This window comes from Halosimplex halophilum (assembly GCF_004698125.1).
Taxonomy (GTDB): Archaea; Halobacteriota; Halobacteria; order Halobacteriales; family Haloarculaceae; genus Halosimplex; species Halosimplex halophilum.
This window is the reverse complement of record NZ_ML214298.1, coordinates 827972-854268: the sequence shown is the minus strand read 5'-3', so window position 1 is coordinate 854268 and position 26297 is coordinate 827972. Positions and strand designations below refer to the sequence as shown.

Annotated in this window: 21 protein-coding genes, 1 tRNA gene and 1 pseudogene; 12 read left to right on the top strand and 11 right to left on the bottom strand. The window is 71.3% G+C overall.

Going from position 1 to position 26297, the window contains the following annotated elements:
- Positions 1-9: 9 nt before the first annotated feature.
- From E3328_RS15275 to E3328_RS22085, 3 genes are all read right to left on the bottom strand, one after another.
- On the bottom strand, positions 10-252 hold the full coding sequence (locus E3328_RS15275; protein WP_135365478.1) for a hypothetical protein: 243 nt from the start codon (positions 250-252) through the stop codon (positions 10-12).
- 222 nt (positions 253-474) lie between these two features.
- Positions 475-1563, bottom strand: a complete 1089-nt coding sequence (locus E3328_RS15270; protein WP_135365477.1) for an NAD(P)/FAD-dependent oxidoreductase — start codon at positions 1561-1563, stop codon at positions 475-477.
- A gap of 118 nt (positions 1564-1681) precedes the next feature.
- Positions 1682-3454: a glycosyltransferase family 39 protein gene (locus tag E3328_RS22085; protein ID WP_167837417.1), complete on the bottom strand. Its 1773-nt coding sequence runs from the start codon at positions 3452-3454 to the stop codon at positions 1682-1684.
- Between the two features lie 180 nt (positions 3455-3634).
- Between E3328_RS22085 and E3328_RS15260 the strand changes: the two genes are divergently transcribed.
- The 4 genes and pseudogenes from E3328_RS15260 to E3328_RS15245 all read left to right on the top strand — a co-directional run bounded on the left by E3328_RS15260 (position 3635) and on the right by E3328_RS15245 (position 6837).
- Positions 3635-4714: a Gfo/Idh/MocA family protein gene (locus E3328_RS15260; RefSeq protein ID WP_135365476.1), complete on the top strand. Its 1080-nt coding sequence runs from the start codon at positions 3635-3637 to the stop codon at positions 4712-4714.
- A gap of 293 nt (positions 4715-5007) precedes the next feature.
- Positions 5008-5379 (top strand): DUF2892 domain-containing protein, encoded by a 372-nt coding sequence (locus tag E3328_RS15255; RefSeq protein ID WP_135365475.1) that lies wholly within the window; start codon positions 5008-5010, stop codon positions 5377-5379.
- Positions 5380-5674: 295 nt separating this feature from the next.
- Positions 5675-5873: pseudogene (locus tag E3328_RS22595) on the top strand (IS6 family transposase); the annotation flags it as partial.
- Positions 5874-5979: 106 nt separating this feature from the next.
- The gene (locus tag E3328_RS15245) at positions 5980-6837 is read left to right on the top strand and encodes an O-methyltransferase (protein WP_135365474.1); all 858 of its coding nucleotides are present in this window, start codon (positions 5980-5982) and stop codon (positions 6835-6837) included.
- An 838-nt stretch (positions 6838-7675) separates the two neighbouring features.
- Here the strand turns inward: E3328_RS15245 and E3328_RS15240 are convergent.
- Positions 7676-7749 (bottom strand) — tRNA-Phe (locus E3328_RS15240).
- 390 nt (positions 7750-8139) lie between these two features.
- Here E3328_RS15240 and E3328_RS15230 point away from each other — a divergent pair.
- From E3328_RS15230 to E3328_RS15215, 4 genes are read left to right on the top strand one after another with little or no spacing between them, the layout of a single operon-like run.
- A complete protein-coding gene (locus E3328_RS15230) occupies positions 8140-11085 on the top strand; it encodes a transglutaminase TgpA family protein (RefSeq protein WP_135365472.1) in 2946 nt (981 codons plus the stop codon).
- Positions 11085-11771, top strand: a complete 687-nt coding sequence (locus E3328_RS15225; protein ID WP_135365471.1) for a DUF7269 family protein — start codon at positions 11085-11087, stop codon at positions 11769-11771. The genes E3328_RS15230 and E3328_RS15225 overlap by 1 nt, the downstream gene beginning before the upstream one ends.
- Positions 11768-13261 (top strand): DUF58 domain-containing protein, encoded by a 1494-nt coding sequence (locus E3328_RS15220; protein ID WP_135365470.1) that lies wholly within the window; start codon positions 11768-11770, stop codon positions 13259-13261. Before E3328_RS15225 ends, E3328_RS15220 begins: the two co-directional genes overlap by 4 nt.
- Positions 13254-14930 carry a DUF7519 family protein gene (locus E3328_RS15215; RefSeq protein ID WP_135365469.1) on the top strand — a complete coding sequence of 559 codons (1677 nt, stop codon included), beginning with the start codon at positions 13254-13256 and terminating at the stop codon, positions 14928-14930. Before E3328_RS15220 ends, E3328_RS15215 begins: the two co-directional genes overlap by 8 nt.
- A 25-nt stretch (positions 14931-14955) precedes the next feature.
- Here the strand turns inward: E3328_RS15215 and E3328_RS15210 are convergent, their stop codons facing one another.
- The 5 genes from E3328_RS15210 to cofD form a co-directional block, all read right to left on the bottom strand.
- Positions 14956-15915 carry an AAA family ATPase gene (locus E3328_RS15210; RefSeq protein WP_135365468.1) on the bottom strand — a complete coding sequence of 320 codons (960 nt, stop codon included), beginning with the start codon at positions 15913-15915 and terminating at the stop codon, positions 14956-14958.
- A 438-nt stretch (positions 15916-16353) separates the two neighbouring features.
- Positions 16354-16932: a DUF447 domain-containing protein gene (locus E3328_RS15205; RefSeq protein WP_135365467.1), complete on the bottom strand. Its 579-nt coding sequence runs from the start codon at positions 16930-16932 to the stop codon at positions 16354-16356.
- Positions 16929-17774, bottom strand: coding sequence for a triphosphoribosyl-dephospho-CoA synthase (locus E3328_RS15200; RefSeq protein WP_135365466.1), 846 nt, complete (start codon positions 17772-17774; stop codon positions 16929-16931). Before E3328_RS15200 ends, E3328_RS15205 begins: the two co-directional genes overlap by 4 nt.
- Positions 17771-18631 (bottom strand): tRNA-dihydrouridine synthase, encoded by an 861-nt coding sequence (locus E3328_RS15195; protein ID WP_135365465.1) that lies wholly within the window; start codon positions 18629-18631, stop codon positions 17771-17773. Before E3328_RS15195 ends, E3328_RS15200 begins: the two co-directional genes overlap by 4 nt.
- Positions 18628-19620, bottom strand: coding sequence for a 2-phospho-L-lactate transferase (gene cofD / locus E3328_RS15190; RefSeq protein WP_135365464.1), 993 nt, complete (start codon positions 19618-19620; stop codon positions 18628-18630). Before cofD ends, E3328_RS15195 begins: the two co-directional genes overlap by 4 nt.
- 130 nt (positions 19621-19750) lie before the next feature.
- On the opposite strand from cofD, the gene E3328_RS15185 reads away from it, so the two are divergent.
- The 3 genes from E3328_RS15185 (at position 19751) to mce (ending at position 23525) form a co-directional block, all read left to right on the top strand.
- Positions 19751-22099 (top strand): glycoside hydrolase family 2 TIM barrel-domain containing protein, encoded by a 2349-nt coding sequence (locus E3328_RS15185; protein WP_135365463.1) that lies wholly within the window; start codon positions 19751-19753, stop codon positions 22097-22099.
- Between the two features lie 84 nt (positions 22100-22183).
- Positions 22184-22552: a hypothetical protein gene (locus tag E3328_RS15180; RefSeq protein WP_135365462.1), complete on the top strand. Its 369-nt coding sequence runs from the start codon at positions 22184-22186 to the stop codon at positions 22550-22552.
- A 583-nt stretch (positions 22553-23135) separates the two neighbouring features.
- Complete coding sequence (mce, locus tag E3328_RS15175; protein ID WP_135365461.1) at positions 23136-23525, top strand: methylmalonyl-CoA epimerase; 390 nt, start codon at positions 23136-23138, stop codon at positions 23523-23525.
- Between the two features lie 2 nt (positions 23526-23527).
- Here the strand turns inward: mce and E3328_RS15170 are convergent, their stop codons facing one another.
- A complete protein-coding gene (locus E3328_RS15170) occupies positions 23528-24055 on the bottom strand; it encodes a DUF2391 family protein (RefSeq protein WP_135365746.1) in 528 nt (175 codons plus the stop codon).
- Between the two features lie 191 nt (positions 24056-24246).
- Positions 24247-25287, bottom strand: coding sequence for a 3-hydroxyacyl-CoA dehydrogenase family protein (locus tag E3328_RS15165; RefSeq protein ID WP_135365460.1), 1041 nt, complete (start codon positions 25285-25287; stop codon positions 24247-24249).
- Between the two features lie 122 nt (positions 25288-25409).
- On the opposite strand from E3328_RS15165, the gene E3328_RS15160 reads away from it, so the two are divergent.
- On the top strand, positions 25410-25871 hold the full coding sequence (locus tag E3328_RS15160; protein ID WP_135365459.1) for a MaoC/PaaZ C-terminal domain-containing protein: 462 nt from the start codon (positions 25410-25412) through the stop codon (positions 25869-25871).
- The last annotated feature ends 426 nt before the right edge of the window (positions 25872-26297 follow it).

Sequence of the window (26297 nt, the reverse complement as noted above, 5' to 3'; positions counted from 1 at the left end):
ACCGGGGCGTCAGTGGCGAGCGTAGTGGTAGATCGTGCCCCAGACGAACGAGAGTCCGAGTATGACGACGAGCGACCCCGACAGCGGCCGCGGGAGCGCGACGCCGGTGGCGGCGACGAGGCCCGCCGAGACCGACTCGCCGACGGACGCCAGCGGCGGGAGCAGCTCCCAGACGTACTTCGAGAGGACGGTCCCGGCCAGCATGCTCACGAGGGCGGCGAGCGCGTGTGACGCCCCCGTCTTCGCCGGCATACGCTACTCACCCCGGGCGGACCCGGCCGTCGTCGGGTCGGGCGGAGCGGTTCCGGTCGCGGTTCCGAGGGCCGACGCGGTCTGTCCCATGATACGGATGTCACTCTCGACGACACAATTCAAACTTTGGGTCGAGGGCGCGGCTGCCGGCGGCCAACGGCCGAACCGGGCGCCGCCGGATGGTCGGCGGGTGCCGCCGGGCGGTCGGCGGCCACCGTCCGATCAGTCGTCGTCCGCGGGCTGTTCGTCGTCCGCGGACTGCTCGCCGCCCCCGGCCGCGTCGTCCGCTTCGACCCGCGGTCCGCCGGCGTGGCCCTCGTGGGCGACCGCCGTCGCGAGCAGCTCCTCGGAGAGCGCCGGCACGTCGCCCGAGGAAACCGGTCCGAGGTCGTCGATGGCCTCCGTCGACCGGGGGAACTCGCGGGTGTCCATGTGGATGGCGATGCCGGCTTTCGCGCCCTGGCCCATCGCGACGGGGATCTGGTTGTGGCCGGGGGTCACGTCGCCGACAGCGTAGACGCCGTCGACGCTCGTGCGGCCGTGGTCGTCGACCTCGACGGTGCCGTCGTCGTTGATCTCACAGCCCAGCGACTCGTGGAGGTCGGTGTTGTACTCCGAGCCGAGCATCGGGAAGCCGCCGCGGTACTCCCGGACGCGGCCGTCCTCGAACTCGAAGGATTCGAGCCAGCCGTCGTCGTCGCGGTTGGAAGCGGCGATCTCCGCCTCGACCACCTCGACGGGGTGGTTGTCCAGCATCTCCTGGGTGTCCGAACTCCACTCGGGGTCGTCGCCCCGCAGCAGCACGTCCACGTCGTCGGTGAAGTTCAGCATGATCATCGCGACGTAGGCCGCCGAGTCGCCGGTCCCCATCACGTAGACGGGTTCGTCGACGAACATGTAGGCGTCGCAGTGCAGGCAGTAGTGGAGCCCGCGACCCGTCGGCGGCAGGGGCGGGTCCGGCCGCACGTCCGAGAAGCCCGTCGCCAGCACCACGCTGTCCGCGGCGTACTCGCCGTCCTCGCCCTCGAGGGCGAACGACCCGTCGTCACCCCGCTCGGCGGCCTCGACGAAGTCCCGATGGACGTCGGCGCCGTAGGAGGCGACCTGCTCTTTCGCCGTTTCGAGGAACTCGACGCCGCTGGTCTCCTCGGTGACGCCGATGACGTTGTGGGTGTCCTGCATCATCGCGGCGCGGCCGCCGCCGCGGTCGACCAGGGCGGTGTCCAGCCCCAGCCGCGTCGTGTAGAGCGCGGCCGTCAGCCCCGCGGGGCCGCCGCCGACCACGACCACGTCGTACTCGCTGTCGCTCATGTACCCGCCGCTAGCGAACGAGCCCGTTTAAACCCCGCTATCCCGGCGATCGCGCACACTCGCGGGGGCGGCGGGTTGAAGCCGCGACGGCGAGCGGCGGCGACCCCATCGGACGCCGTCACCCCTCGCAGGGACCGGTCCGCCGGAGGACGACGGTGTACTGGTCGACGCCCATGTCCTGGGGGTCGCCGTACTGCATCGTCCGCGGGCGGAGGCCGACCCGGAGGAGCCGCTGGGACATCGGCGCGCGACCCTTCCCGTCGAGGAACCGGGGCTCCCGGCCGTACTCGCCGGCGATCTCGTAGGGGTAGGTGTCCTCCGCGAGGAGGGTCCGGACGTGGTCCTCGACCGCGTCGTTCGAGAGGGTCTCCGCGCGCTTGCCCCAGCTGTCGGGCGCGAGATAGAGGATCGACTTGTGGTAGTTGAGGACGACGAAGGCGGGGCAGCGGTCCGCGAAGGTCTCGGGGCTGACGCCGAAGCGGGCGTCGACGCGGCCGCTGTGGGGGACGGCGGCGTCCTGCGGGTCGTAGGTGTAGGTCTCGACGGTGTCGTCGGGGCCGGCCTCGCTCCGCAGGTAGTCGACGGCCTGGTCGCGGGGCTGTGAGGCGTAGGCGAGCGTCCCCGCGCCGGCGTAGACCGCGCTGGTGACGAGCAGGAGGGCGACGACCGCCCGGCCGACCGTGGGGCGGCGGTCGCGCAGGCGACCGAGCCCGACCGCGAGGACGACGACCAGCAGCGCGACCACCGGCAGGAGGTGGTGCGTGCGGACGTAGCGCCACGAGGAGTACACCGCGAGGTAGACGCCGGCTCCGACCAGCGCCAGCCGCAGCCCGTCGGCGGGCAGCGAGTCCTCCCGGACCCGGGCCAGGGCCGCGAGCGCGCCGCCGGCGAGGCCCACGGCCAGCGGGAGGCCGACGGCGTGGAGGTAGCTCCGGAGGATCCACCACCAGCTCGGCTGGACGAGCCAGCCGTGGGGCTCGGACTTCGCGCCGAACGAGCGGGCGAGCCGGGCGCCGAACTCCGCGGGCGCGCCGAAGACGACGCTCGGGTAGCCCGCGGCGATGGTCCCGAGCCCGATCAGGATCCCCGTCGCGAGGAACTTCGGCCGGAGGGCGCCGCCCACGAACCCGTCCTCGGAGCGGCGGGCCCGCTGGAGGTGCGCGACGCCGAGCAGGATCGCGCTCACGCCGCCCGAGAGCTTGAACGCGATGGAGACGCCGCCGGCCAGCGCCCCCCAGTAGAACACCCGGTCGACGCCCGTCTCGACGTAGCGGACCGCGTAGTACAGCGACAGCAGCAGGAAGAAGAGGGAGGGGACGTCCTCGCCGGCCTCGTGGGCGAGGATGAGGACGGCCCAGGTGACCGTCAGCAGGGCGGCGGCCAGCCGGCCGGTCGCGCGGTCCCGGAGCGTCGTCCCGATGCGGTAGACGACGTAGACGCAGCCGACGGCCATCGCGACGTTGGCCAGCCGGGCGAGCAGGACGCTCCAGGTCCAGATCCACGCGGGCGTCCGCAGCCAGTGGGTCCAGTAGCCCACGTCGAGGTGGCGGCCCATGTCGGCGAACGCCGGCAGCGCGTCCGTCGCGAGAGCGACGACCAGCACGGGGATCAGCGCGAGCGCCGAGAGGTACATCGCCGAGCCGTAGGTCCGCCAGTAGCCGACGCCCTCGGAGACCGACGCCAGCCGCGGGTCGTCGAGGACGGCCGCCAGCACCTCGACGGGGTCGACCACGCGCCAGCGCTCGTCCCGCGTCGCGAAGTTCGGCAGCCGGTGCCAGATCCAGAACGACGACAGCAGGAGGGCCGCCAGCAGGATGTAGGGGAGGTACGGGTCGGCGCGCAGGTCGTCGACGACCTGCCGTTTCGCCCGGCGGAGCGGTTCGAGGACCATTCGTTCGTCCCGATTCGACCGGGCCGAAGGGTAAAAACGGCCCGCCTTCGCTCCGGTAGGCGACAGCTACTGTCGGGTCGCGGGACGTGTGGGCGACCCGTTCCCCGCCCGCCCCGGCGGTTCGAGGAACGGTTCGCCCGCTCGGATGGTTTTTTGCCGGGGCGTCGAGAACCCCGCCGTATGACAGCCCGCATCGCGATCGCCGGGATCGGCGCCGTCGCGTCGATGCACGCCGAATCGGTCGCCGACATCGACGGGGCCGAACTCGTCGCCGGCTCCTGCCGGACGGAGGAGCGGGGCCGCGAGTTCGCCGCCGAGTACGACTGCACCTGGTACGCCGACACCGAGGCGATGCTCGACGCCGAACGCGTGGACGTGCTCTCGGTCTGCACGCCCAGCGGCGCCCACCTCGAACCCGCGCTCGCCGCGGCCGACCGGGGGGTCGACGTGCTCTGCGAGAAGCCCCTGGAGATCACGACCGACCGCATCGACGAGATGGTCGCCGCCGCCGACGCGGCGGAGATCCGGCTGGGCGGGATCTTCAACCAGCGGTACAACCCCGTCGTCCGCCAGTTGCGGACGGCCGCCGCGGAGGGCCGGTTCGGCGGCCTCTCGGTCGCCAACGCCTACGTCCCGTGGTGGCGCGACGACGACTACTACGACGGCGCCTGGCAGGGCACGCGGGACCTGGACGGCGGCGGCGCGCTGATGAACCAGTCGATCCACGGGGTCGACGCCGTCCAGTGGATCGCGAGCGCGGCCGGGGCCGGCGGGGACGCCGACGGCAATCCGGTCGAGGAGGTGTTCGCCTACACCGACCGGCGCGCCCACGGCGACGACATCGTGGAGGTCGAGGACTCCGCCGTGGCGGTCCTCCGCTACCGCGACGGCACACTCGGACAGATCCTCGGTGCGACCTCGATGTATCCGGGGTCGCTGAAGCGGATCCAGGTCGCCGGCCGGGACGGCACCGCCGAGGTCGTGGAGGACGAGCTCGTGACCTGGCAGTTCCGCGAGGAGCGCGACGACGATCCCGAGGTTCGCGAGCGGTTCGGCGAGACGGAGTCGGGCGGCGGCGCGGCCGACCCGATGAGCATCGACTACGCCAACCACCGGCGCAACATCGAAGACTTCCTCGACGCCCGCCGGACGGGCGACCCGTACATGCTCGACGCGAGCGAGGCGCGCAAGGCCGTCGAGATCATCGAGGCCGTCTACGACTCGGCCGAGCGGGGCGAGCCGGTGCGGATCGACTCCTGATCAGTCCGCGACATCCCCCTCCAGCGCGGACGCCACGCGTATCCACGGACGCACGGGTACGGCGGCGGAGCGCCCACATCTTCGTCGATGCGGGGTGCCCGCAGCCGGCCCGCTGACGGAGATCCGCCAGCGCCGCGAGGAGCCGACCCTGATCGCGGTCGAACTCGCCGTCAAGCATCACGTCGTACGCCGGGTCCCGGAGTCGCTCCTCGACCGGATATCCGAGCGGCGCCCACCCCGTACCGCGGTCCCGGACAGACGGGTACAAGGGGACGGAGCGCGTTGTGTCGCGTATGGACTCGGAGCAGCTGCCCGACGACAACGGCCGTATCGCCCGCGTACTCCTCGCCGCCGGCCTGGGTGTGGCCGCGCTCTGGTCGCTCCGGAAGGGGAAGCGACTCCGCGGCGCCCTCGCCGGCCTCGGCGCCGCCGCGGTCGGCTACAGCGCGACGAGCGACGCCGACGGCGTGACCGACCCCCTCGCCGAGGAGTTCGAGATCGGCGAGGGCGGCGAGAGCGGCGACGCGGCGAGCGCCGGCGGCGACGCCGACGACGGCCCCCTCCGCTGTGCGGCCTGCGGCGAGCCCATCGTCGCCGGCCAGATCCGCGTCCCCAACGAGGACGACGAGACCGTCCACGAGACCTGCCTCGAAGCGACCGCCTGAGTCGGGGACGCAGTTCTCGGGCTTTCTCGAAGTCGTCGAGAGCTTCGGCTCTTCCGATCGGTCCGAGACCATTCGAACCAACAGTCGCCGTGCTCGGCGGTCGGGTTCGGAGAAGTGCCGTCTCCCGTATTTGGTCATTGCGTCTCAGACACCAGCAGGCTGACCTCAAGCGCCGGACGGCCTCCGCCCAGACGAGGGCGTTCAGATAAGGATCGAACGGTGAGGCGTAGCGTTTTCTGAGAGAATCATGCCCGAATCGCACGCCATAATGGCTGTATTTGGTGAAATCCGCTAGAAACACGACACAGACGACGCCGTGTTTCTCGTTTATGACGCCACGGCTGAAAGAAGCATATCATCGACACGACCTCGATTTCAGATACGAACGCCACGGAGATCGCAGCAATGTTGAACGTATCTTTCGCGTGGTGAAACGACGAACTAATCCATTCTCAAACTGTTTCGGCCACGTCGACCCAGCGGCCGCCGACGATGGCTCAATCCAGATCTATCCAGTCTCTATGACCGCTGAATCGGGTGATTTCTGTCATGAACCAGCAAGAAATTCGCTGCCACACTTTTCACGCTTAACTAAACACGATGAAGAGACTGAACCAAAAATTTAATAAAATTATAGAAAGGACAACCTATATGAGGGATTTACCTACTTGGACTGATAATTTCGCTGATGCTTTAGAAGGCCGTCTTCCTCATTTAATCCGTCCACCTGCTAGGTTGGTGTATAACTGGGCTCAGCTACTCTGGTTTATAAAACTTAAAAAGAGTACAAACGGAATGTTACTACCTAAACAATATAAATTAATATATAATTATGCTAGTGGGCTATCCGATTATAAGAGTCATAACATGTTGGAAGTTGGTGGAGCACATGGGTCAGGGACAATAGCAATGGCGAGTGGAATTAAAAATTCAGGCTCTGACGGGGAGGTATTCACCTTTGAACGCATGGAGGGGGGTTCGAGAGCAGAATATGGTGGGAAAGATGAGAATTTACGTATTTTTACTAATAATATTAAAGAATATGGAGTTGAGGATTATGTAAACCTCATCCCAAGAGGTTTAACGGTTGAAGAAGATACCCCAGATGTAATAGAAAATAATGCTCCCTACGCTATGTTACTTCATGACGCTGACGCCCGAATATATAGAGATTTTGAACATTTTTATGACTTATTGCTTCCTGGCTCAATAATTATTGTGGATGATTATTCAAGTATGGAAAGGAATAACAATGGGAAGAACTATGAGTCATATGGATATATATCTCATTTCATTCAACAGGGATACGTCGAAAAAATAGACACGGTAGGAAAATTATTCATTGGCATGAAACCACTAGATGCCGAAACAATAGAGATTGATTATGATGAGATAACTAAGATCCAAGAGCATATGAGTGAATTTGTCGACCCTAGTCGGTTTGCTTTCCAGAAATAGAACTCATATATTTGGCTGTCGAAGGCTCGGTCTACCAGCGCATCAACTTCCCAGTTTTCCTCCTGTCGAATGTGCTGTATCTTGAATCGCTTGAACTCATCAGCCAACTCTTGAGCACGGTCACGAAGTTCACGGAAGTTTTGCTCGTTCGTATCTCAGTCACCCATGACCTGATTGATGATTAACTGTGGATCAGCCCTTGCTTCGACAGTTGCACATCTTCTCTAAGGCGGCTTCCAGACCTCGGATAAGCGCGTGGTACTCTGTCTCGTTGCAGGGTCTCTCCGATACAGTCGTGTTCTTTCTCCTCTGTTGAGCCACCTATCCTGACAGTGTAGCCGATCGCTGCAGGACCGTTATCGGGAGGGCGAGTGCTTCTGTCGAGGTAGATAATTGCTGGGTGATCATCTCCACCCACCTATGATATCTCGTCTGTTTATCACCTCATATGTAGTACTCTAGATTTCGGATTGTATCAGTATCAACCACTATCTAATACTATGACGATCGGGCGGTCGAAATGGCACGATTTGTTGGAATCATTAAATACTGGTAAAGTGAGTTGTATCTGGACCGATTTCTACGATTGGGATACTTGTTTTCGTGGATAAATTTTCATGTAATCTTAAAAATAAAATGTGCCATTCAAGGCCTACACACCCAATTGACAGCAATACGCGCGATCGGGCCGAAAGTTTCTACTTCCCAACACTCTTCGACAATTTCAGAACGCCGGGCGTGACGGGACACATCCAGTGACCGGTTGCCTTCGCATGAGGGGAATCCGAATCGCAGGATAGCGCCACATCTGTCGGTCATCAATCGAGCGGCAACAGGATGCCGCCTCCCGGATTTGAACCGGGGACAGCTCGATCTTCAGTCGAGTGCTCTCCCAGTCTGAGCTAAGGCGGCGCGCCGTCGGGCGTATCACGGAGTGCGGGGAGGGGAGAAAAAAGGATTTCGAAAGCCGGACCGACCGGTCGGTTCGCTGACGCGGTCAGGGCAGGAAGAGGTCGGCGGAGTCGAACTCGGCGCCGCAGTCGTCGCAGACGTAGGTCGTGCCGTCGGCCGTGCTGACGTGCCCGCTGCACTTCGGGCAGGTGGAGCCGTCTATCATGGCCACCCCTCTCTCGGCGGGACACATAGCCCTTGTGCGTCCCCGGGGCGGCCGCGGGAACCCGGTGGAGGCGGCCCGAGGCGAACGTGTGACCACGAAGTATTTGTCGCTGGCCGCCTACCCAACGGTGAATGCATCGCCCGGAGTGGACCGTTTCCCCTCACCCTCCCCGCCGGGACTGACCGATGAGCGACGCCGACGAGCGCTTCGAGTTCGGCGAGGCGGCACCCACCCGCGAGTACGGGGTCGTGGCGCTGGCGGCCGCCTGCGTCGTCGCGGCAGTCCTCGCGACGGCGCTGATCCCGGCGGCCGCGTCGGTCGGGCTGGGCGACGCGCCCGCCGAGTCGCTGATCCCGCTGCCGCCCGGCGCGGCGGAGCGGGCGGGCGAGGAGGGCAACGGCGCGGCCGGAGCCAGCGCGAGCGGCTTCGGCGCGCTGAACGTCGGCGACAGCACGTCCGTCGGCGGCCCGGTCGGGGAGCGCGGCGAGAGCCCGTTCCGCTCGCAGGACACGGAGGTCCACTTCCGGGTGCGGAGCCAGGAGTCGAACTACTGGCGGACAGGGGCCTACGACACGTACACGGGCAGCGGGTGGTCCCGCTCGGGGCCGAGCGACGCGACGGCGCCGGTCGAGGGGGAGGAGACCCGGTACCGCGTCGAACTCGTCCAGTCGGCCAGCGCGGCGCCGACGGTGTGGCGGCCGACCGACCTCGAACGCGCCGAGGGCGTCTCGCTCACGGAGGGCGGACTGGCCCGCGCCGACGACCGGCTGTCGGCGGGGACCAGTTACGTCGGCGTGAGCCGGACGCCGCCGCGGGACCCCGAACTCCTCCGGGCGACGGGGCGTGACTACCCCGACGCCGTCGAGCGGCGGTACACGCGGCTGCCGCCGAGCACGGCGGTGTCGCTGCGGCCGTTCACGAACAACGTCACCGAGGGCGCCGAGAACCCCTACGAGACGGCGACGCGGGTCGAGCGGTGGCTGGAGACCAACAAGGAGTACTCGCTGAACGTCTCGCGGCCGTCGGGCGACAACGTCGCGCGGGAGTTCGTCACGCAGATGGACGCGGGCTACTGCGAGTACTTCGCGACGGCGATGGTGACGATGCTGCGCTCCCAGGAGATCCCCGCGCGGTACGTCGTCGGCTACTCGACGGGGCGCCAGGTCGGCGCGAACACGTTCCAGGTGCGGGCGATGAACGCCCACGCGTGGGTCGAGGTGTACTTCGCCGACGTGGGGTGGGTCCGGTTCGACCCGACGCCGGGCGCCGAGCGGCTCCGCGCCGAGCAGGCGGCCTACGAGGACAGCGACGCGCCGGGACGGTACGCGCCCCAGGAGGAGGGCAGCCCCGGCGAGACGTTCTCGGCCGAGCCCGGGGCGAACGGCACGGAGCAGGAGACGGGAACGACCACCGACCCCGGGACGCAGGCGGGGCCGGACGCGACGCCGCCGACGCCGGTGACGCCGAGCGGTCCGGACGAGCCGCCGTCGGACGACCCCGACGAGCCGACGGGCGGGTACGACGTGTCGCTCAACCGGACGGCCGTGCCCGGGACGACCGTCGCGGTGACGGTCGAGGCGGGCGCCCAGCCGGTCGCGGGCGCGACGGTCGCGTTCAACGGGGAGCCGATCGGCCAGACCGGCCGGGACGGGACGGTCGCGGGCCGCGTCCCGTTCGCCGAGAACCTGACGGTCACCGTCTCCGGCGGGACGACGACGGGGACGGGCTCCGGAACCGGTGGAGCGGCGGCGCTGGAGGAACCGGCGGCGCCCTCCGCGTCCGCGAGCGAGTGGTTCGACGACCGGACCGCCGCCGCCGTGGCGCGGGAGGGATCAGACGACGCGTCGGGGCAGGGGGCGGAGGGGTCGGGGCCGGAGTCGGCCGGAGCCTCGGAGAGTTCGCCACGCCGACAGGCCGAGAACACGTCGCGGTCGTTCGATGTGGCGACGAACGCGACGCTGTCGGTCTCGGGGGACGCCCGGACGAACGCGACCGTGCTCGTCACGGCGACCGTCGACGGCGTCGCGGTCCCCGACGCGGCGGTGACGCTCGACGGCGAGCGGGTGGCGCGGACCGACGCCGACGGCCGGGCGACCGTCGCGCTCTCCGACTCGCCGGGCAACGTCACGCTGCGGGTCGCCCGCGACCCGGTCGCCGGCGAGCGGACGCTCGAACTCGGCCGGTTGCGCGTCGAGGCGGAGTCGCTCTGGCCGCTCCCGGTCGCGGGCACGCCCGTCGATGTGACGGCGCGGCTGGGCAACGAGTCGGTCGCCGGCGCGCCGGTCCGCCTCGGCGGCGACCGTGTCGGGACGACCGGCGTCGACGGGACGCTGGCGGCCACGCTCCCGTTCGCGTCGTCGGCGTCCGTCGCGGTCGACGCGAGCGGCCAGACCGCGCGGACGGCGGTCGCGAACCCGCTGGTCAACGCGGCGGGGGTCGCGCTCGCGGCGGTCGCGCTGGTCGCGGCCGCGGCGGTCGGCGTCGCTCGCCGGTCGGTCGATCCGCGGGCCGTCCCGCGGCGGGTCGCGGCGACGCTGCGGACGCTCGCTCGCGGGACAGTCCGGGCGTTCGTCGGCGGTGCGGTGGCGGTCGCGGCGCGTATCCGGGCGACGCTGGCGCAGCTCCGCGGACTGGTCGCGGGCGAGCGCTCGCCGGCGGAGCTGCTAACGGCGCTGGGCGCGTGGCTGGCCGACTGGTCGCGGCGGCTCCGGCCCGGCGCGCCCGCGGCCGAGGGGAACGGGGCGAGCGCCGCTTCGGCGGCGGACCGAGGTGGCGACGCCGCCGGCGACGACGCCCACCTGACGATACGGGAGGCGTGGGGCCGGTTCCTCGGGCACGTCTCGGTCCGGCGGCCGTGGACGAAGACGCCGGGGCAGCTGGCCGACCACGCGGTGACGGCCGACGGGCTCCCGCCCGGGGCGGTGGCGACGCTGCGCGACGAGTTCCGCGCCGTCGAGTACGGCCCCCGCTCGCCCGACGAGTCAGTCCCCGCCGTCGAGGGTGCCATCGAACGCATCGAGTCGGCGCTCGACGGCGATCACGACGAGGCCAGTGCCGATCACGGTGGTTCCGGGACCGGTCACGACCGCCGATCCGACGGGACCGGAGACGGGGGGCCGGGTGGGGACTGATGGGCGGGGTGCTCCGCGCGGCGCTGGGCGGGCTGGGCGTCCTCGCGACGCTGCTGGGTGCGCTGGCGGTCGCGGCGCCGGCGGCGGTCGCCGAGACGGCGCCGCTCTCGGCGCTGGTGGACGCGGCCGCGGCCGTCGGACCGCGGGACCTGTTCGTCGCCGGGAGCGCCGCGGTCGGGCTCTCGCTGTTACGGGCGGCCGTGGGCTCGCGCGAGTCGGAGCTGGTCGGCGGGTCCCCGGCGGCGAGCCGGCGGTTCGCGGCCGTCCTCGCCGACGAGCCGGAGACCGCGACGGCGCCCGAGGGGACCCTGGCAGCTAGCGAGCTCGACGAGTCCGTCGAGCGGGCGGTCGCCGGCGACGAGCGAGCGCGCGGGGCGGTCGAGGACCGGCTCCGGCGGCTGGCCGTCGCGCGCCTCACCCGCGCGGGCAGAGACCGCGAGGCCGCCGACCGCGCCGTCGCCGAGGGGACGTGGACCGATGACCGCACGGCCGCGGCGTTCCTCTCGGAGGCGGACGGGCCGGTCGCGGCGCTCCGGTCGCGGCTCCGCCTCTGGCTCGACCCCGAGCGCGAGCGCGAGCGGCGGATCGAGCGGACGGTCGCGGCGCTGGACGACCTCGCCGAGTCGGAGCCGGGGAACCGGCCGGGAGCGAGCGGACGGGCGGATCCCGGGGGTGACGGGGCGTGAGCCACGAGCGCGTCTACCGCTTTCGGGTCGGCGCGGTCGCGGCCGGGGCGCTCGTCGCGCTCGGGCTGCTGTACGCGTCGCCGCTCCTGCTCGCGGCGACGGCGGTCCCGCTCTCGTACGTCGTCTACGGCGCCGTCTCGTCGGTGCCGGCCGACGCCGCGGTCAGGGTCGAGCGGTCGTTCGCGTCGGCGACGCCGCCGCCCGGCGAGCGGGTGACGGTCCGGCTCACCGTCGAGAACGTCTCCGAAGCGACGCTACCGGACGTGCGCGTGGTCGACGGCGTACCGGACGACCTGGCGGTCGTCGACGGATCGCCGCGGGGCTCGGTCGTCCTCAGGCCGGGCGAGTCGGCGACGGTCGCCTACGACGTGGTGGCCAGGCGCGGGGACTTCGCGTTCGCCGACCCGGTCGTCCGCCTGCGGTCGCTGGGCGCGAACCGCCTCGTCACCGAGACCGTCCCCGCGGCGGGCGAGCGGGAGCTGTCGTCGCTGGACCCGGTGTCGGCGGCGCCGGCCGGGTCGACGACGCCGCTGCGCGCGGGGACGCACCCGACCGACAGCGGCGGCGAGGGCCTGGAGTTCCACTCGACGCGGGAGTACCGCCCGGGCGACTCGATGGCCCGCATCGACTGGCGCCGGTTCGCGAAGACGAAGGAGCTCTCGACGGTCTCCTACCGGGAGGAGCGGGCCGCCAGGGTCGTCGTCGCGGTCGACGCGCGGCCGGTCGGGCGGGTCCGGCCCCACGCCGGCGCGCCCACGGCGGCGTCGCTGTGCGGCTACGCGGCCGAGCGGATCTACGAGACGCTGGTCGCCGCCGACGTGACGGCGAGCGTCGCCGCGTTCGGCGTCGACGCCGACCCGTCGGTCCGGATGGGCGCGGGGCCGGTCCCCTGGGTCGACGGCGAGCGCGACGACGCGACCGCGGTCGCCCGGACGCTGTTCGACGCGGTCCAGCGCGTCGCCGACGACCCCGACGCCGGCGGGGGAGCGGTCGGGGCCGGCGCTGGCACCGACGCCACCGATTCGGCGTCCGGAAGTGTGTCCGCCGGCGTCGACCGGACCGCGGGTGACGGAACTGCCGGCCAGACCGCCGGCGGTTCGGCGGGCGAGGGGGACGGAGCGGCCGACCGACAGCGGCCGGCGGACCCGCCGGGGGAAGCGACGCCGGACGGGGGGACGGACGCCGTCGACCTGCTGTTCTCGCAGTTCCCGCCGGCTGCGCGGGTCGTCCTCGTGACGCCGCTGGTCGACGACTGGCCGGTCTCCGTCGTCCGCCGCCTGCGCCGCCGCGGGTACCCCGTCGTGGTCCTCAGCCCGGGCGCCACGGGCGGGGCGTCGCTCGGCCGGCGGGTCGCGGGCCACGAGCGCGCCGTCCGGCTGGCGGACGTGTCGGCGACCGGCGCGACCGCCGTCGACTGGGACCGCGACGACCCCATCGAGGGCGCGCTGGCGACCGCGCTGGCGAAGCTCCCGGGGGGATCCCATGGCTGACGACCACCGTGACGCCCCGGCGGACGGCGAGGGGGGCGGGACCGAGTTGTCGGCCCGGTCCGGGCAGTCGACGGCGACCGAACTGCCGACACGGGCCAGCGCCGCGGTCGTGCTCGTCGTCACGCTGGCGGCGGCCGTCGCGCTGATGGGACGGGTCGCGCCGACGCTCCCGGCCGTCGTCGCGGTCGCCCACGCGGCGGCGTTCGCGGCGAGCCTGTGGCTGGTCGACCGCGACCGGTGGCGCGGTACCGCGACCGCAGCCGCGGGCGTGCTCGCGCTCGGCGTCGGGGCGAGCTTCGCGGTCGCCGTCGGCTACACGTTCCTCGCCCTGCTCGCCGCGGCGTACCCGGTCCCGGAGGTCGCCCAGATCCGCCCCCGCGGGCTCCGCGTCGCCAGCGCCACCGTCGTCGTCCTCGGCGGGACACTCGCGCTGGTCGGCGGGTTCGCGACCGCCGCGGGCCGGCTCCGTCCGGCGACGGTCCGGGCGTACGCGAAGCTCGCGGTCAAGACGTTCGTCGTCCCGCTGGTCGTCGCCGCGCTCATGCTCCTGACCACGCTCCTCGCCCGCCTCGGCGGGGCGGGCGAGGCGCCGGTGTTCGCGCCGCTCGCCGAGCGGGTCGCCGGGGCCGTCGGCGCGGTCGTCGCGCCGGTCCCCGGACGGACGCACCTGCTCACGTTCGCCGCCCTCCTCGCGGCGGCGTCGCTGGCGGTCGCCCGCGGCGTCGACGCGCTCCCCGTCGCCGAGCTGTCGACGCCGCGGACCGACGACCGCGTCGAGGCGACCGCCGACGCCGTCGTCCGCGCGGCCCGCCGGACGCTCGTCGTCACCGCGTTCGCCCTCCCGGTGACGCTCGTCGAGGTCGTCCTCGCGCCGGCGGACCTGCGGTCGCTGCTCTCCCCGGGCGTCTACGACCTCCTCGCGGCCGTGACCGCGAACCACGGACTGCGCGCGCTGCTGCTCGCGACAGTCCTCGTCGCGGGCGGGACCGCCGCCGTCGTCTGGCTGCTCGGTCGCCTGGCGCGGACGGACGCGGCCGACGCCGCCGTCGCGCTCACGCCGTTCGTCGGCGGCGGCGCGGTCGTCGCGCTCGCCGTCGCCGCCCACGGGGTCGTCCTCGGACCGACGCTGGCGTTCGTCGCCGACGCGCTCCCCGGCGGCTTCGAGACGGTCTTCGTCCGCCAGTCCGACGCGGTCGTCGAGTTCTACGGGTCGCTCCCCGTCGTCACGACGCTCGCGGCCGTCCTCGTCGGCATGACCGCCGCGCTCTCGCTGGCGCTCGCGCTGGTCGCGAGCACCGGCGCGCTCCCCGAGTCGGCGCCCGGCCCGGCGCTCGCGGCCGCCGGTATCTTCGTCGCCGCCGCGTTCGCCCCCGGCGCGGACGCCGGCCCACCCCTCGTCCTCGGCGGGGTCGTCGCCGCTTTCGTCGTCTGGGACGCCGGCGAGTACGGCGCCGCGCTCGGTCGGGAGGTCGGCAGGGGCGCCGACACGCTCGCCCCCGAGTCGGTCCACGTCGGCGCGACACTCGCCGTCGGCGTCGGCGCCGCGGGGTTCGCCGCGGTTGCCCACCGGGTCGCCGCGAACGCCACCATCGCCGACGTGACGACCGTCCCCTTCGCCCTCGCGGTCGTCGTCGCCGGACTCCTGTTGCTCGTCGGCGCGCTGCGATAGTCCGGAGAGGACCCGGTCCGGCGGGCTACCGCGACTCGTCGACGGCCGGCACGGCGACCCGCTCCAGCACGTCGTCGACGACGTCGGCCGGGTCGGCGTCGCGGACGCTCGCCTCCGTCGTCAGCACGAGCCGGTGGGCGAACGTCGCGTGGACGACCCGGCGCACGTCCTCGGGGACGACGTAGCTGCGCCCCTCGATGACGGCCGCCGCCCGCGCGGCCTCGAACAGCCGCTGGACGCCCCGCGGCGAGACGCCCACGTCGACGCGGTCGTCCTCGCGGGTCGCCCGCCCGATTTCGACCACGTAGTCCCGCAGTTTCCCGTCGACGGAGACGGTCTCGGGGACCGCCTGCAGCTCCCCGACGGTCTCCGGGTCGACCACCGGGTCGACGCTCGGCGACTTGCTCGTCCGGTCGGCGCGGCGGTCGATCAGCGTCCGCTCGTCGTCGAACCCCGGATACCCCATCGCGAGCTTGAACACGAAGCGGTCGCGCTGGGCTTCGGGCAGGCCGAACGTGCCCTCCTGCTCGATGGGGTTCTGCGTCGCGATGACGAAAAAGGGGTCTGGCAGCGCCGTCGTCTCGCCGTCGACGGTGACCTGGCCCTCGCCCATCGCCTCCAGCAGCGCGGCCTGGGTCTTCGGCGGCGCGCGGTTGATCTCGTCGGCCAGCACGACGTTCGAGAAGACCGGTCCCGGCACGAACTCGAAGTCGCCGGTCGCCTCGTTGTAGACGTTCGACCCCGTGATGTCCGAGGGCAGCAGGTCGGGCGTGAACTGCACGCGCGAGAACGACAGCCCGAGCGCGCTGGCGAACGACCGCGCCGTCAGCGTCTTGCCCGTCCCGGGCACGTCCTCCAGCAGGACGTGACCCTGCGCGAGGACGCCCGTCAGGACCTGCTCCAGGAACCGGTCGTCGGCGATGACCGCCTCGCCCACCGCGTCGAGGATCCGCCGGCAGACCCGCCCCGCCTCGTCGTAGTCCATACACGCCGTCCGGGACCGTCCGACCAAATGCTTTCGGCCTCGGAGTCGGGCGAACTTGCGACCGCACGAGGACTCCGGCAGCAGACAGGGACGCCAGCACCGCAAACAGCGTGAAAGCCCCGACGCGTTCGACTCGCGCGCCTCGCTGCGCGCTTCACTCGCTTCGCTCGTTCCAGTGCTTGCCTCGTCGGGCTTCGTCGAACGCGTCGCCCCTTTCATTCCTGCCCGCACAGACTGACCGGCCAGCCGACGCGGGTGGGAATGAAAGGGGCCGATTGCTCCGGGAACCCGGGCGACGTAAGCACCGCAGGGAGTGTAACGACCGAGGAGCGCAACGAGCCCCGGGACCGGAGCAATCGGGGGCTTTCACGCTGTTCGCGGTGACGAAAGAGGCCACATTCGTGATCGGTTTGTCGACCGCAGAAGATCCACGTCAGATCACCACTCCGCGTCGACCAACTCGTCGATCCGGTCGAACGCGGCCCGTTCGCGCTCGCCGCCGGCGGTCTCGACGACGGTCTCGAAGTACGCCAGCCGGTCGAGCAACGTGCCGCGGTCGTAGCCCGGCACGTCCAGCCGCGAGGCCGCGACAGTGGCCTCGACGACCGCGTAGAAGCCGCGGTTCGTCGTCGGGACCACCCGTCGCTCGACGCCGCTGTCGGTCGGGCGGAGCTCCCACGTCACTATCTCGGTGTCGCCTTCGCGGTCGCTCCCGACGCGCTCGGCCTCGACCTCGACCCAGGCGTCGGCGCTGTCGAGGACAGGCTCGTCGACCTCGTGGACCGCGAGCGCGGCGTCGACGAACGCGACGGGGTCGCGGGTGAACTGGACGACCCCGCCGTCGCGCTCGCGGAAGTTGCGCCGCGTGCGCGTGCGGCCGTAGGTGCGGGCAGTGACCGGGTCGCCGGCGTGGAGGCCGAGCGCGGCGACGTTCCAGCGGTCGTTCGGGCCGAGCGTGGCGACGACCGACTCGACGACGCCCGAGAGTTCGACGGGCCAGCCCGTTTCCCCGGTCATATTTCGAGCCCCCGCTCCAGCGCGACGAACAGCGCGGCGGCGACCGTGTCGGCGGTCGTGCCCGGGTTGATCCCCTCGGCGACGAACTCCTCGGCGAGTTCCTCGGGGTCGACCTCCCCGTCGAGCGCCGCCTGCGCGCGCTCGGTCGCCCGCTCGGCGGTCGCGCGGCCGTGTTTGGTGACGACGAAGGTGTCGACCTCGGCGGCCAGCAGTTCGAGGAACGCGTCTGCGGCGCGGTCGGTGACCGGTCGGTCGGGGTCGCCCGATCCGATGGACTCGGCGGCGGCGAACGTGCGCTCGAAGCCCTCGACCCACTCGCGGGCGACGCCGTCGCGGTCGGCCGACCGCTCCATGATGTCGGCGAGCGTGAGCCCGCGCTCCTCCAGCGCAGACACGGCGTCGGCCCCGCGGCGCACGTCCAGCGCGCTCATGTCCTCGGGCGGGTCGTCGACGGCCACGTCGACCGCCTCGAAGGCGCGGTAGAAGCCCGCCGCGTCGGCGACGGTCGTGGACTCGACCACCGCCGTTGCACCCTCGGGCGACAGTTCCCGGTCGTCGTCGCCCGCAGCCGCGACGAGCGGGAGCTGGAGCAGGATCGCGCCGAACTGGGTGTTGCCGCCGCGCTGCTCGCTCATCCCCTCTATCGCTCGCTGGAACGACCCACCGAGCGGCTCGCCGTCGGCGGCCATCCGGAGCCCCTCCTGAGCCCCGACAGCGCCGGCGAGGAAGTGCTCGAACCGGAGGTCATCGTACTCCCGGCGGCGGTCGACGTTGCCGGGCTTCGGGGTTCCCGCGACTTCGAGCAACAGGGCGAGTTCGGCGTTCTGAGCGACGTTCCTCACGGCTGTGACCCTCCGCCCGTCGGCCGAGCGCGACGCCGGGGCTCGTCGCCGGGGTCGCCGGAGCCGCCGCGGTCGTTGCGGTCGCCGGAGTCGCCCTCGAACCACTCGTCGACGGCGGCACGGACCTGCCGGAGGACGCGCGGGTCGTCGCTCGGGCGGCCGACGCTGACGGCGTCGGCGCCGTACGCGAGGTACTCGCGGACCGTCTCGCGGTCGCGGACGCCGTTGTTCGCGACGACCGCGGCGTCGGTCGCCTCGACCACGTCGGCGACCACGCGCTCTGAGTCCATCGCGTCGACGTGGAGGATGTCGGCGCCCGCATCGCCGACTCGGCCTGCGACCGCCGGCAGGTCGACGCCGGCGAGTTCCGTCCGGACCTTCACGCTCACGGTCGCGCCGGTCTCGGCGGCGGCCGCGACGTACTCGGCCAGCCGGTCGGGCTCGCGCAGCAGCGACTCGCCGGCGCCCGCGGCGCACATCTCCGACTGGCGGCAGTGGGCGTTGACTTCGAGGACGGCGCCCCGCTCGGCGCAGATCGCGGCGGCTTCGCGGACCGATTCAGGGTCGCTCGCGCGGACGTTGAACCCCGCCAGGAGCGGCGCGTCGGCCAGCGCGGCCAGTTGCTCGTCGACGAACGCCAGGGGGTCGGCGGGGAGGAACTCATCGCGGTCGCGGTCGACCATCTCGCGGGCCGCTTCCCGGGTCGGTCCGTCGAGCGCGATCCCGCCGAGAAAGGCCGCACCGGCGAGTTCGCCGGCGGCGCGCGCCCAGTCGGCGTCCGACCGGCCGCTCAGGCTCGCCAGCGCCACGCGGGGCTCGAAGGGGGCGGTCGAGACCGGGTCGGTTCCGCCGGTCATCGAACTCCCTCCAGCGCCTCGCGAGCGGCGCGGGCGACCCGCTCGGCGTCGCGCTCGTCGTCCATCCGGGTGTCTGTGCGGACGACCGGTCGGTCCAGGTCGGTGCCGTCGGCCTCGTCAAGGACGAACGCGTCGGCGAACGGGTACGCCTCGGCGACCCCGGCGGTGCTGGCCTCGTAGCCCTCGGCCGCCATCAGGTCGTCGGCCGGCCCGGAGAAGACGGTGTCCTCGACGAACGGCGAGACGGCGACGACCGGCGTGTCCGCGAGCGCCTCGCGAATCCCGTCCAGCGCGAGCATCGGCCCGAGGCTCGTGATCGGGTTGGAGGGGCCGATCACCACCGGGTCGGTCAGCGCGTCGACGACGGCGTCGGTCGCGGTCGCCGCCTCGCTGCCCCGGAACTCGACGGATTCGATTGCGGGCTCGCCACCGCGGGCGACCCAGAACTCCTGGAAGTGCATCGACCCCGAGTCGGTGTGGACGATGGTCGCCACGGGGTCGTCGCTCATCGGAAGCAGGTCGACGGTCAACCCGAACGCGTCGGCGAGGAGTCGGGTCGCCTCGGTGAGGGTGTGGCCCTCGTCGATCAGGCTCGTCCGCGTCACGTGGACGGCGCGGTCGGCGTCGCCGATGTGCATGAACTCGCCGACGCCGGAGAACCGCCGCCAGCGGGCGATCTCCCGGCCCGCGGTCTGTCGCTCGTCGTCGAGGTAGCGGGGGTCGGTCCCCAGCCCGGCCGCCTCGGCGATGTCGACGAGCTCCCCGTGGGTGGTCGCCGAGTCGTCGGCGATCCCCCACCAGGTGTCCCGGTCGAGGCGGCCGCCCCGCAGGTAGAGCACGGTGTCCACGTCGGGACAGACGAGGTGGCCGCCCAGCTCCACGTCGTCGCCGGTGTTGCCGACGACGGTCGCGTCGGCGGGCTCGAAGACGGCGTCGGCGCCCGACAGGAGCTTCGGCGTGCCCGTCCCGCCGGACAGAAACGTCACCATACCCCGGGTACGTGCGAGCCCGGGCTAAAACCTTGCGTGACGACCGCCGCGCCTCGGAGGCGCGGTCACCGACCCCGGATCCCTCCGCCGATGCCGCAAGCTAGTTGACTCGGGTGGGCGACCTGTGCGTATGCCAACGCACGACGGTCCCGACGAGGAGCACCGACGACGGCGCCGCCTGGAGACGGGCTGGCGGTTCACGCGCGGCGACGTCGACGACGGCGCCGACCCCGCGCTCGACGACGGCGACTGGGAGCGCGTCGAGGTGCCCCACGACTGGAGCATCGAGGGGCCCTTCGACCCCGACAACCCCGGCGGCGCCTCGCAGGGCTACGCCACCGAGGGCGTCGGCTGGTACCGCCGCGAGCTCCCCGAGGACATCGAGGGCGAACCCACGGTCCGCTTCGACGGCGTCTACCGCAACTTCGACGTGTACGTCGACGGCGAACACGTCGGCCACCGCCCCTACGGCTACTCGACGGTCAACTACGACCTGAGCGAGTTCGGCGTGACCGGCGGCGAGACGCTGGCCGTCCGCGTCGACAACAGCGAACAGCCCCACAGCCGCTGGTACACGGGCTCGGGCATCTACCGCGACGTGCACCTCGTCGAGACCGACCCGGTCGCGGTCGCGCCGTTCGGCACCGACGTGCGGACCAACGCCGTCAACCGCCAGCGCGCCGAGGTGCAGGTGCTCACCGAGGTCGCAAACGGCGAGGACGGCCCGGTCGAGGTCGCCGTCGAGACCGACATCGTCGATGCGGACGGGTCCGTCGTGGCGACCGCCGGGAGCGAGGCGACGGTCGACCCCGGCGCCCCCGAGAGCCACGAGTTCGAGCAGCGCCTCTCGGTCGCCGACCCCGACCGCTGGACGCTGGACGGCCCCACCCGCTACTTCGCCCGCACGGTCGTCTACCGCGGGGACGAACCCGTCGACGACTACGTCACTCCCTTCGGCATCCGCACCTTCGAGTGGACCGCCGACCGGGGGTTCTTCCTCAACGGCGAGCCCGTCGACATGAAGGGCGTGAATCTCCACCACGACGCCGGCTGTCTCGGCGCGGCGGTCACCGAGCGCGCGCTCGAACGGCGGCTGGAAACGCTCAAAGAGCTGGGCTGCAACGCGATCCGGACCGCGCACAACCCGCCCCAGCCCGAACTGCTCGACCTCTGTGACCGAATGGGCTTCCTCGTCGTCGACGAGGTGTACGACAAGTGGCGCCACGTCGGCGCCGACGAGTGGTTCGACGAGTGGTGGGCCGACGACCTCGCGGCGATGATCGACCGCGACCGCAACCACCCCTCGGTCGTGCTCTGGAGCGTCGGCAACGAGAACTTCGACCAGGGCTCCGACGAGATGATCGAGGACCTCGCGATGCTCACCGAGGCCGCCAGCGAGATGGACCCCACCCGGCCCGTGACCTACGGCAACCCGCCGTGGGGCGACGGCACCGAGGGCGTCGTCGAGAACATCGAGCGCGTCGCCGAGCACGTCGACGTGCTCGTCGGCAACTACCAGGAGCACTGGTACGACGACTACCGCGAGGCGGGCATCGACCTGCCCATCCTCGGCTCCGAGAACCGCCGCTTCTTCCGCGGGGCCGACGACGAACCCCTCGCGTTCGTCCCGCGGAACCCGTGGTACGACGTGGAGGAGCGCGACGACGTCTGCGGCCAGTTCCTCTGGCCGGGTATCGACTACCTCGGCGAGGCCCGCGACTGGCCGAGCAAGGGGTGGCCGACCGGCCTGATCGACACCACCGGCGCCATCAAGCCCTCGGGGCGGTTCCACCAGGCCGCCTGGTCGGACGAGCCCGTGGTCTTCGCCGCCGCCGTGGACCACGACCGGGAGCGCCCGGCCTGTCGCCCGGCGTGGAGCGGCCCGCCGTTCTCCGAGCACTGGAACTTCCCCGACCGCGAGGACTCCCAGGGCTTCGTCAACGTCTACACGTTCACGAACGCCGAGGAAGTCGATCTCTACCAGAACGACGAGTACCTCGGCACCCAGCGCGCCGACGACTACGGTCCCCGGCCCATCGAGTGGTACGTCCCCTACGAGGCGGGCACCCTGCGCGCCGTGGCGAAGGAAGACGGCGAGGTCGTCGACGAACACGAACTGGAGACCGCGGGCGAGCCCGCGGGCCTCGAACTGTCGGCCGACCGCGAGACGCTCGCCGCCGACGGCCGCGACCTCGTGTACGTCGAGGCGACCGTCGTCGACGACGATGGCGTGCGCGTCCCCCGCGCGGACCACGAGGTCGCCTTCTCGGTCTCCGGCGCGGGCGAGATCGCCGGCGTCGACAACGGGAACCTCGACAGCGACGAGCCGTGGGTCGGCGAGACCCGCTCGGCCTACCACGGGACCTGCATCGCCGTCGTCCGCGCGGACCGCGAGGGCGGCCGGGTCGACGTGGCGGCCGACGCCGACGGGCTCGACGGCGACGATGTCACCGTCGTCGTCGGCGCCGACGGAGACTGACCGGCCGAACTGACCGGAGCCACCGCGACCGCACGAACTGTTCGCACGGGAACGTTTTTCGGCCGGCGGTCTCAACCCGGAGGTATGCGTGCCCTCCTGTACTGGCCGCTGAGCATCGCCGCCGGTGTCGGCGTCGCCGCCGTCTCCTGGGAGTTCGCCGGCCTCCACCTCGGCGCCGTCGCGTTCGGACTCGTCTACGCGGTCGCCCTGGGCCTGCTCGCCAGGGCCCACTTCGACCTGAAATCGCGCGTCGACTCGTGGAAGCGCCCGTCGCTGTGGTCCGGCGCGTTCGCCGGCCTGTTCACGTTCACGATGCTGCTCGTCGCCGAAACGGTCGAGACCGACGCCGAACCGCTCGTTGTGATCCTGGGTCTGGTGGCGACGGCGATCCTCGGGATGGCCGCCGGGACCGGCATCGCGCTCGAAAATCTCGACGCCGCCACGGCGGAGTGAGCCCTCGGCGCGGCGGTTACCGCACGGTTTCCCGACGACGACGAACCCGCTCGGGTCCGTGTCGTTCGAGACGGGTGAGAGCTAGTGCGGTGCGGTCGGCGCGCGCTGGAGCGCGCGTTCATGCGCGCGACCGTAGCCGCGCGAGGGATGAGCACCGCACGCCGTAGGCGCGCGGAGCGCAATCGGCTGGGGAGGTGTGTGGCCGTCTGCGGTGCCGTGCGGTGCGGTCGCGGTGTCGTGCGGTGCGGGTGCGGTCCTGGTGGACTGAAAGGGCGAGGCGGGCTCGCGTCCACTTTAGTCGCCTGAGCGGGCCACTATCCGCGCGGGCGGTGCCGAGAGCGCGGATATCCCGCTTCAGCGACCGCGAGCGGGCCGAGGGCTTTCATCGGTTGCTGTCTCCGATGTGTGCTGTTCCTCGTAGCGAGCGGGCCGAGGGCGTTCAGCGCTCGCCGTCGAGAGCGGTCGCTGTCTCGCTGCGTTCCTCCACGTCGACCGAACCAGAAGCGACGGAGACGCTCGCACCATGAACAGACACTCCGGAGGTCGACGCCGGGATTAAGCCGCGAACGGGCCAAGACCGGGTATGGAGTTCGACCACGCGGGCATCGCGACCGACGACCGCGACGCGCTCATCGACCGCTACGGGGCGATCCTCGACGCCTCGGTCGCCCACGAGGAACAGTTCGGTGAACTCCGAGTCGCGTTCCTCGACCTGGGCAACGGCTACTTCGAGCTGCTCGAACCGACGGCCGACGCCGAGGGACCGATCCCGAACTTCCTCGACAGTCGCGGCGGGGGGATCCACCACCTCGCGCTCCGAACGGGCGACATCGGGGACGCCTTGGACCGCGCCCGCGCCGCGGGGGTCGACCTCATCGACGAGGAACCGCGGCCCGGCGCGTGGGGCCACGAGGTCGCCTTCCTCCACCCCGAGTCGACCGGCGGCGTCCTGATCGAGTTCGTCGAGCACTGACCCTATCCCGGTAGCAGGTCCCCGAGCGCGGCGCCGATGGCCATCGGGACGAGCGCGACGGCGACCTGGCAGACCGCGAGCCAGGGGTCGGCCCAGTCGACCCGGCCCCAGGCGGTCATCACGACGACGGCGGTGACCAGCGGGATGGCGAGCACGCCGGCGAACTTCCGCGGGATGAAGCCGAGGAGCGGGTTGTGGACGCGAACGTCCTGGAAGTCGGCGACGTAGAGGATCCCGACCACGAGCGCGACCGTCAGCGCGTTCGTCAGCAGGAAGTAGTGCGGTCGGTCGGCGATGAACTGCCCGACCTCCTCCGTGCCGCCCTCGACGAACATCGGGATGCCGAAGAGGAGCGACCCCAGCAGCGCCTCGGCGGCGTCCGAGCGGTCGAAGCCGAAGACGACGCGGCCGAACACCTCCGAGTCCTGCACCTCCATCGCCATCCGCATCGTCTCGCGGACCCGCTCGCGCTCCTCGTGGGAGTCGACGCTGTCCTCCAGCTCCGCGAGTTCGTCGAACAGGTCGCCCATGTCCGGGTCCTCCTCGTCGTCGCCCCGTCCGTCGGCGTCGTTCAGGTCGACCTCGCGGTCGCCCCACCACCCCTCGTCGTCGGGGACCTCGCCCTCGCCGGCCCACTGCTCGTCGTCCCACTCGTCGCCGCCGTCGGCGGCGTCAGTCCCGTCGTCACTCCCGTCGCCACCCCCTCGGTCGTCCCGGTCGCTCATCCGTCACCCGGGCCGACGGGGCCGCCGAAGTCGTCGGGGCCGCCGTCCGGGCCGTCGACGTCCGAACCGCCGACCGGACCGTCGCCCGGTTCGCCGTCGGACCCCTCCTCCGGCGCGGGCTGGTCGTCGGGGTCGGTCGGGCTCTCGGCGCGCAGCTCCGGCGTCGGGTCGGGCTCGCTCGGCTCGACGGGTTCGCCGCCCTCCCAGACGTAGAACCCCTCGCCGGTCTTGCGGCCGAGGTCGCCCGCCGCGACCTTCTCCCGGAGCACCGGCGGCGGGGCGAACCGCTCGCCCAGGGCGTCTTCGAGGTGTTCGAGCGCGTCGAGCGTGGCGTCGAGGCCGCGCTCGTCAGCCGCGGCGAGGGGGCCGACGGGGTGGTCGTGGCCGGCGGTCGTGGCCCGGTCGATGGCCTCGACGCCCGCCACCCGCTCGTCGACCATCGTCATCGCCTCGACGGCCAGCGCCAGCCCCAGCCGCGTCGCCGCGAACCCGGGCGTGTCCCGGACGACGATGGCCTCCCGGCCGAGCCCGTCGACGAACGAGACGGCCGTCTCCCGGGTGGGCTCCGTGGTCTGCTCGGCGACGACGACCTCGACCAGCGGGGCCGCCGGCGGGTCGACGAACTGCAGGCCGACGGCGCGGCCGGGGTTCCTGAGCCCGGCGGCGACCGCCGTCACCGACACCCCGGCGCCGCTGGTCGCGATGAGCGCCCCGTCGTCGACGGCCACCTCCACGTCGGCGAACAGCGCCCGCCGCCCGTCGCGGTCGGCGTCGGTCGCCTCGACCACGACGTCGGCGCCGGCGACCGCGCCCTCCAGCCCGGTGGTCGCCTCGATGCGGTCGACGGCCGCCTCGCGCGCGGCGGCGGCGAGGTCGCCCGCGGCCACGGCGTCGTCCAGCCCCGCCTCGACGGCGTCGACCGCGTCCATGACGACGTTGGCGTCGTCGTCGTGGAGGGTCACGCCGTGGCCCGCCGCCGCGCAACACTGCGCGATCCCGCGCCCCGTCGCGCCCGCGCCCAGTACGGCTACGTCCATACCCCACATGCGAGCGCCGACCCGATTAAGCGTTGTTCCCCGTCCCGCTCCGCCCCGCCCTGCCCCGTTCCGCGTCCCCCCGCCCTCGGAAATTAAGCGTTCGGGGTGCTAACAGATACCATATGCCGTACAGCTACGAGCCCCACTACTTCGAGGAGTTCGAGGCGGGACAGACCTTCGAGAGCGTCGGGCGCACGGTCACGGAGGCGGACTTCGTCCTCCACTCGGCGTTCTCGGGCGACTGGACGGAACTGCACACCAACGCCGAGTACGCCGCCGACAGCGGGTTCGGCGAGCGGATCGCCCAGGGGCCGATGACCTTCGTCCTGGCGACGGGGTTCGTCTACCGGTGTGGCTTCCTCGAACGCCGCGTCGTCGCCTTCCTCGGGATGAACTACATGGACATCCCGGCGCCGGTGTACGCCGGCGACACCGTCTCCGCCGAGTTCGAGGTGACCGAGACCCGCGAACTCGACAGCCGCGACGACGCCGGGCTCGTGGTCCTCGACAGCGAGCTGACGAACCAGGACGGCGAACCCGTCTTCGCCGGCGACATGAAGTTCCTCGTCGAGCGCCGCGAGTGACCGCGAGCGCGCCTGGCAGCCGCCCGGACCGGCCGCGAATCGTATCGACGCGCCAATACGAACCCGCGACCGGGTCCGTGAACGCCGCCGTCGGCCACGCGTCGGACGCGTGTCTCCCAGCCGACCAGTTCCCGTGAAACGCCGAATCCGACCGCCGAAAAGCCGAATATGTGCGTTTCCGGACGTTGTGTCGGCTGACATGCGACGGAAGTCGGGCGAAGGGTTTATATGTCCCCAAAATTTGTCTATATAAGAACAATGGAACGGCCGAGCCGCCAGCGCGAGCGCGTGGAGTCCGAGGAAAAACAGGACGAACAAGCGGACGAGCAGGCCGAACAGCAGCAGTGTCCCGAGTGCGAGTCGTGGGGGGGGGGGGGGGGGGGGGGGGGCGGGGGGGTCGGGAGCGGGGGGGTGGGGGGGGTAAAC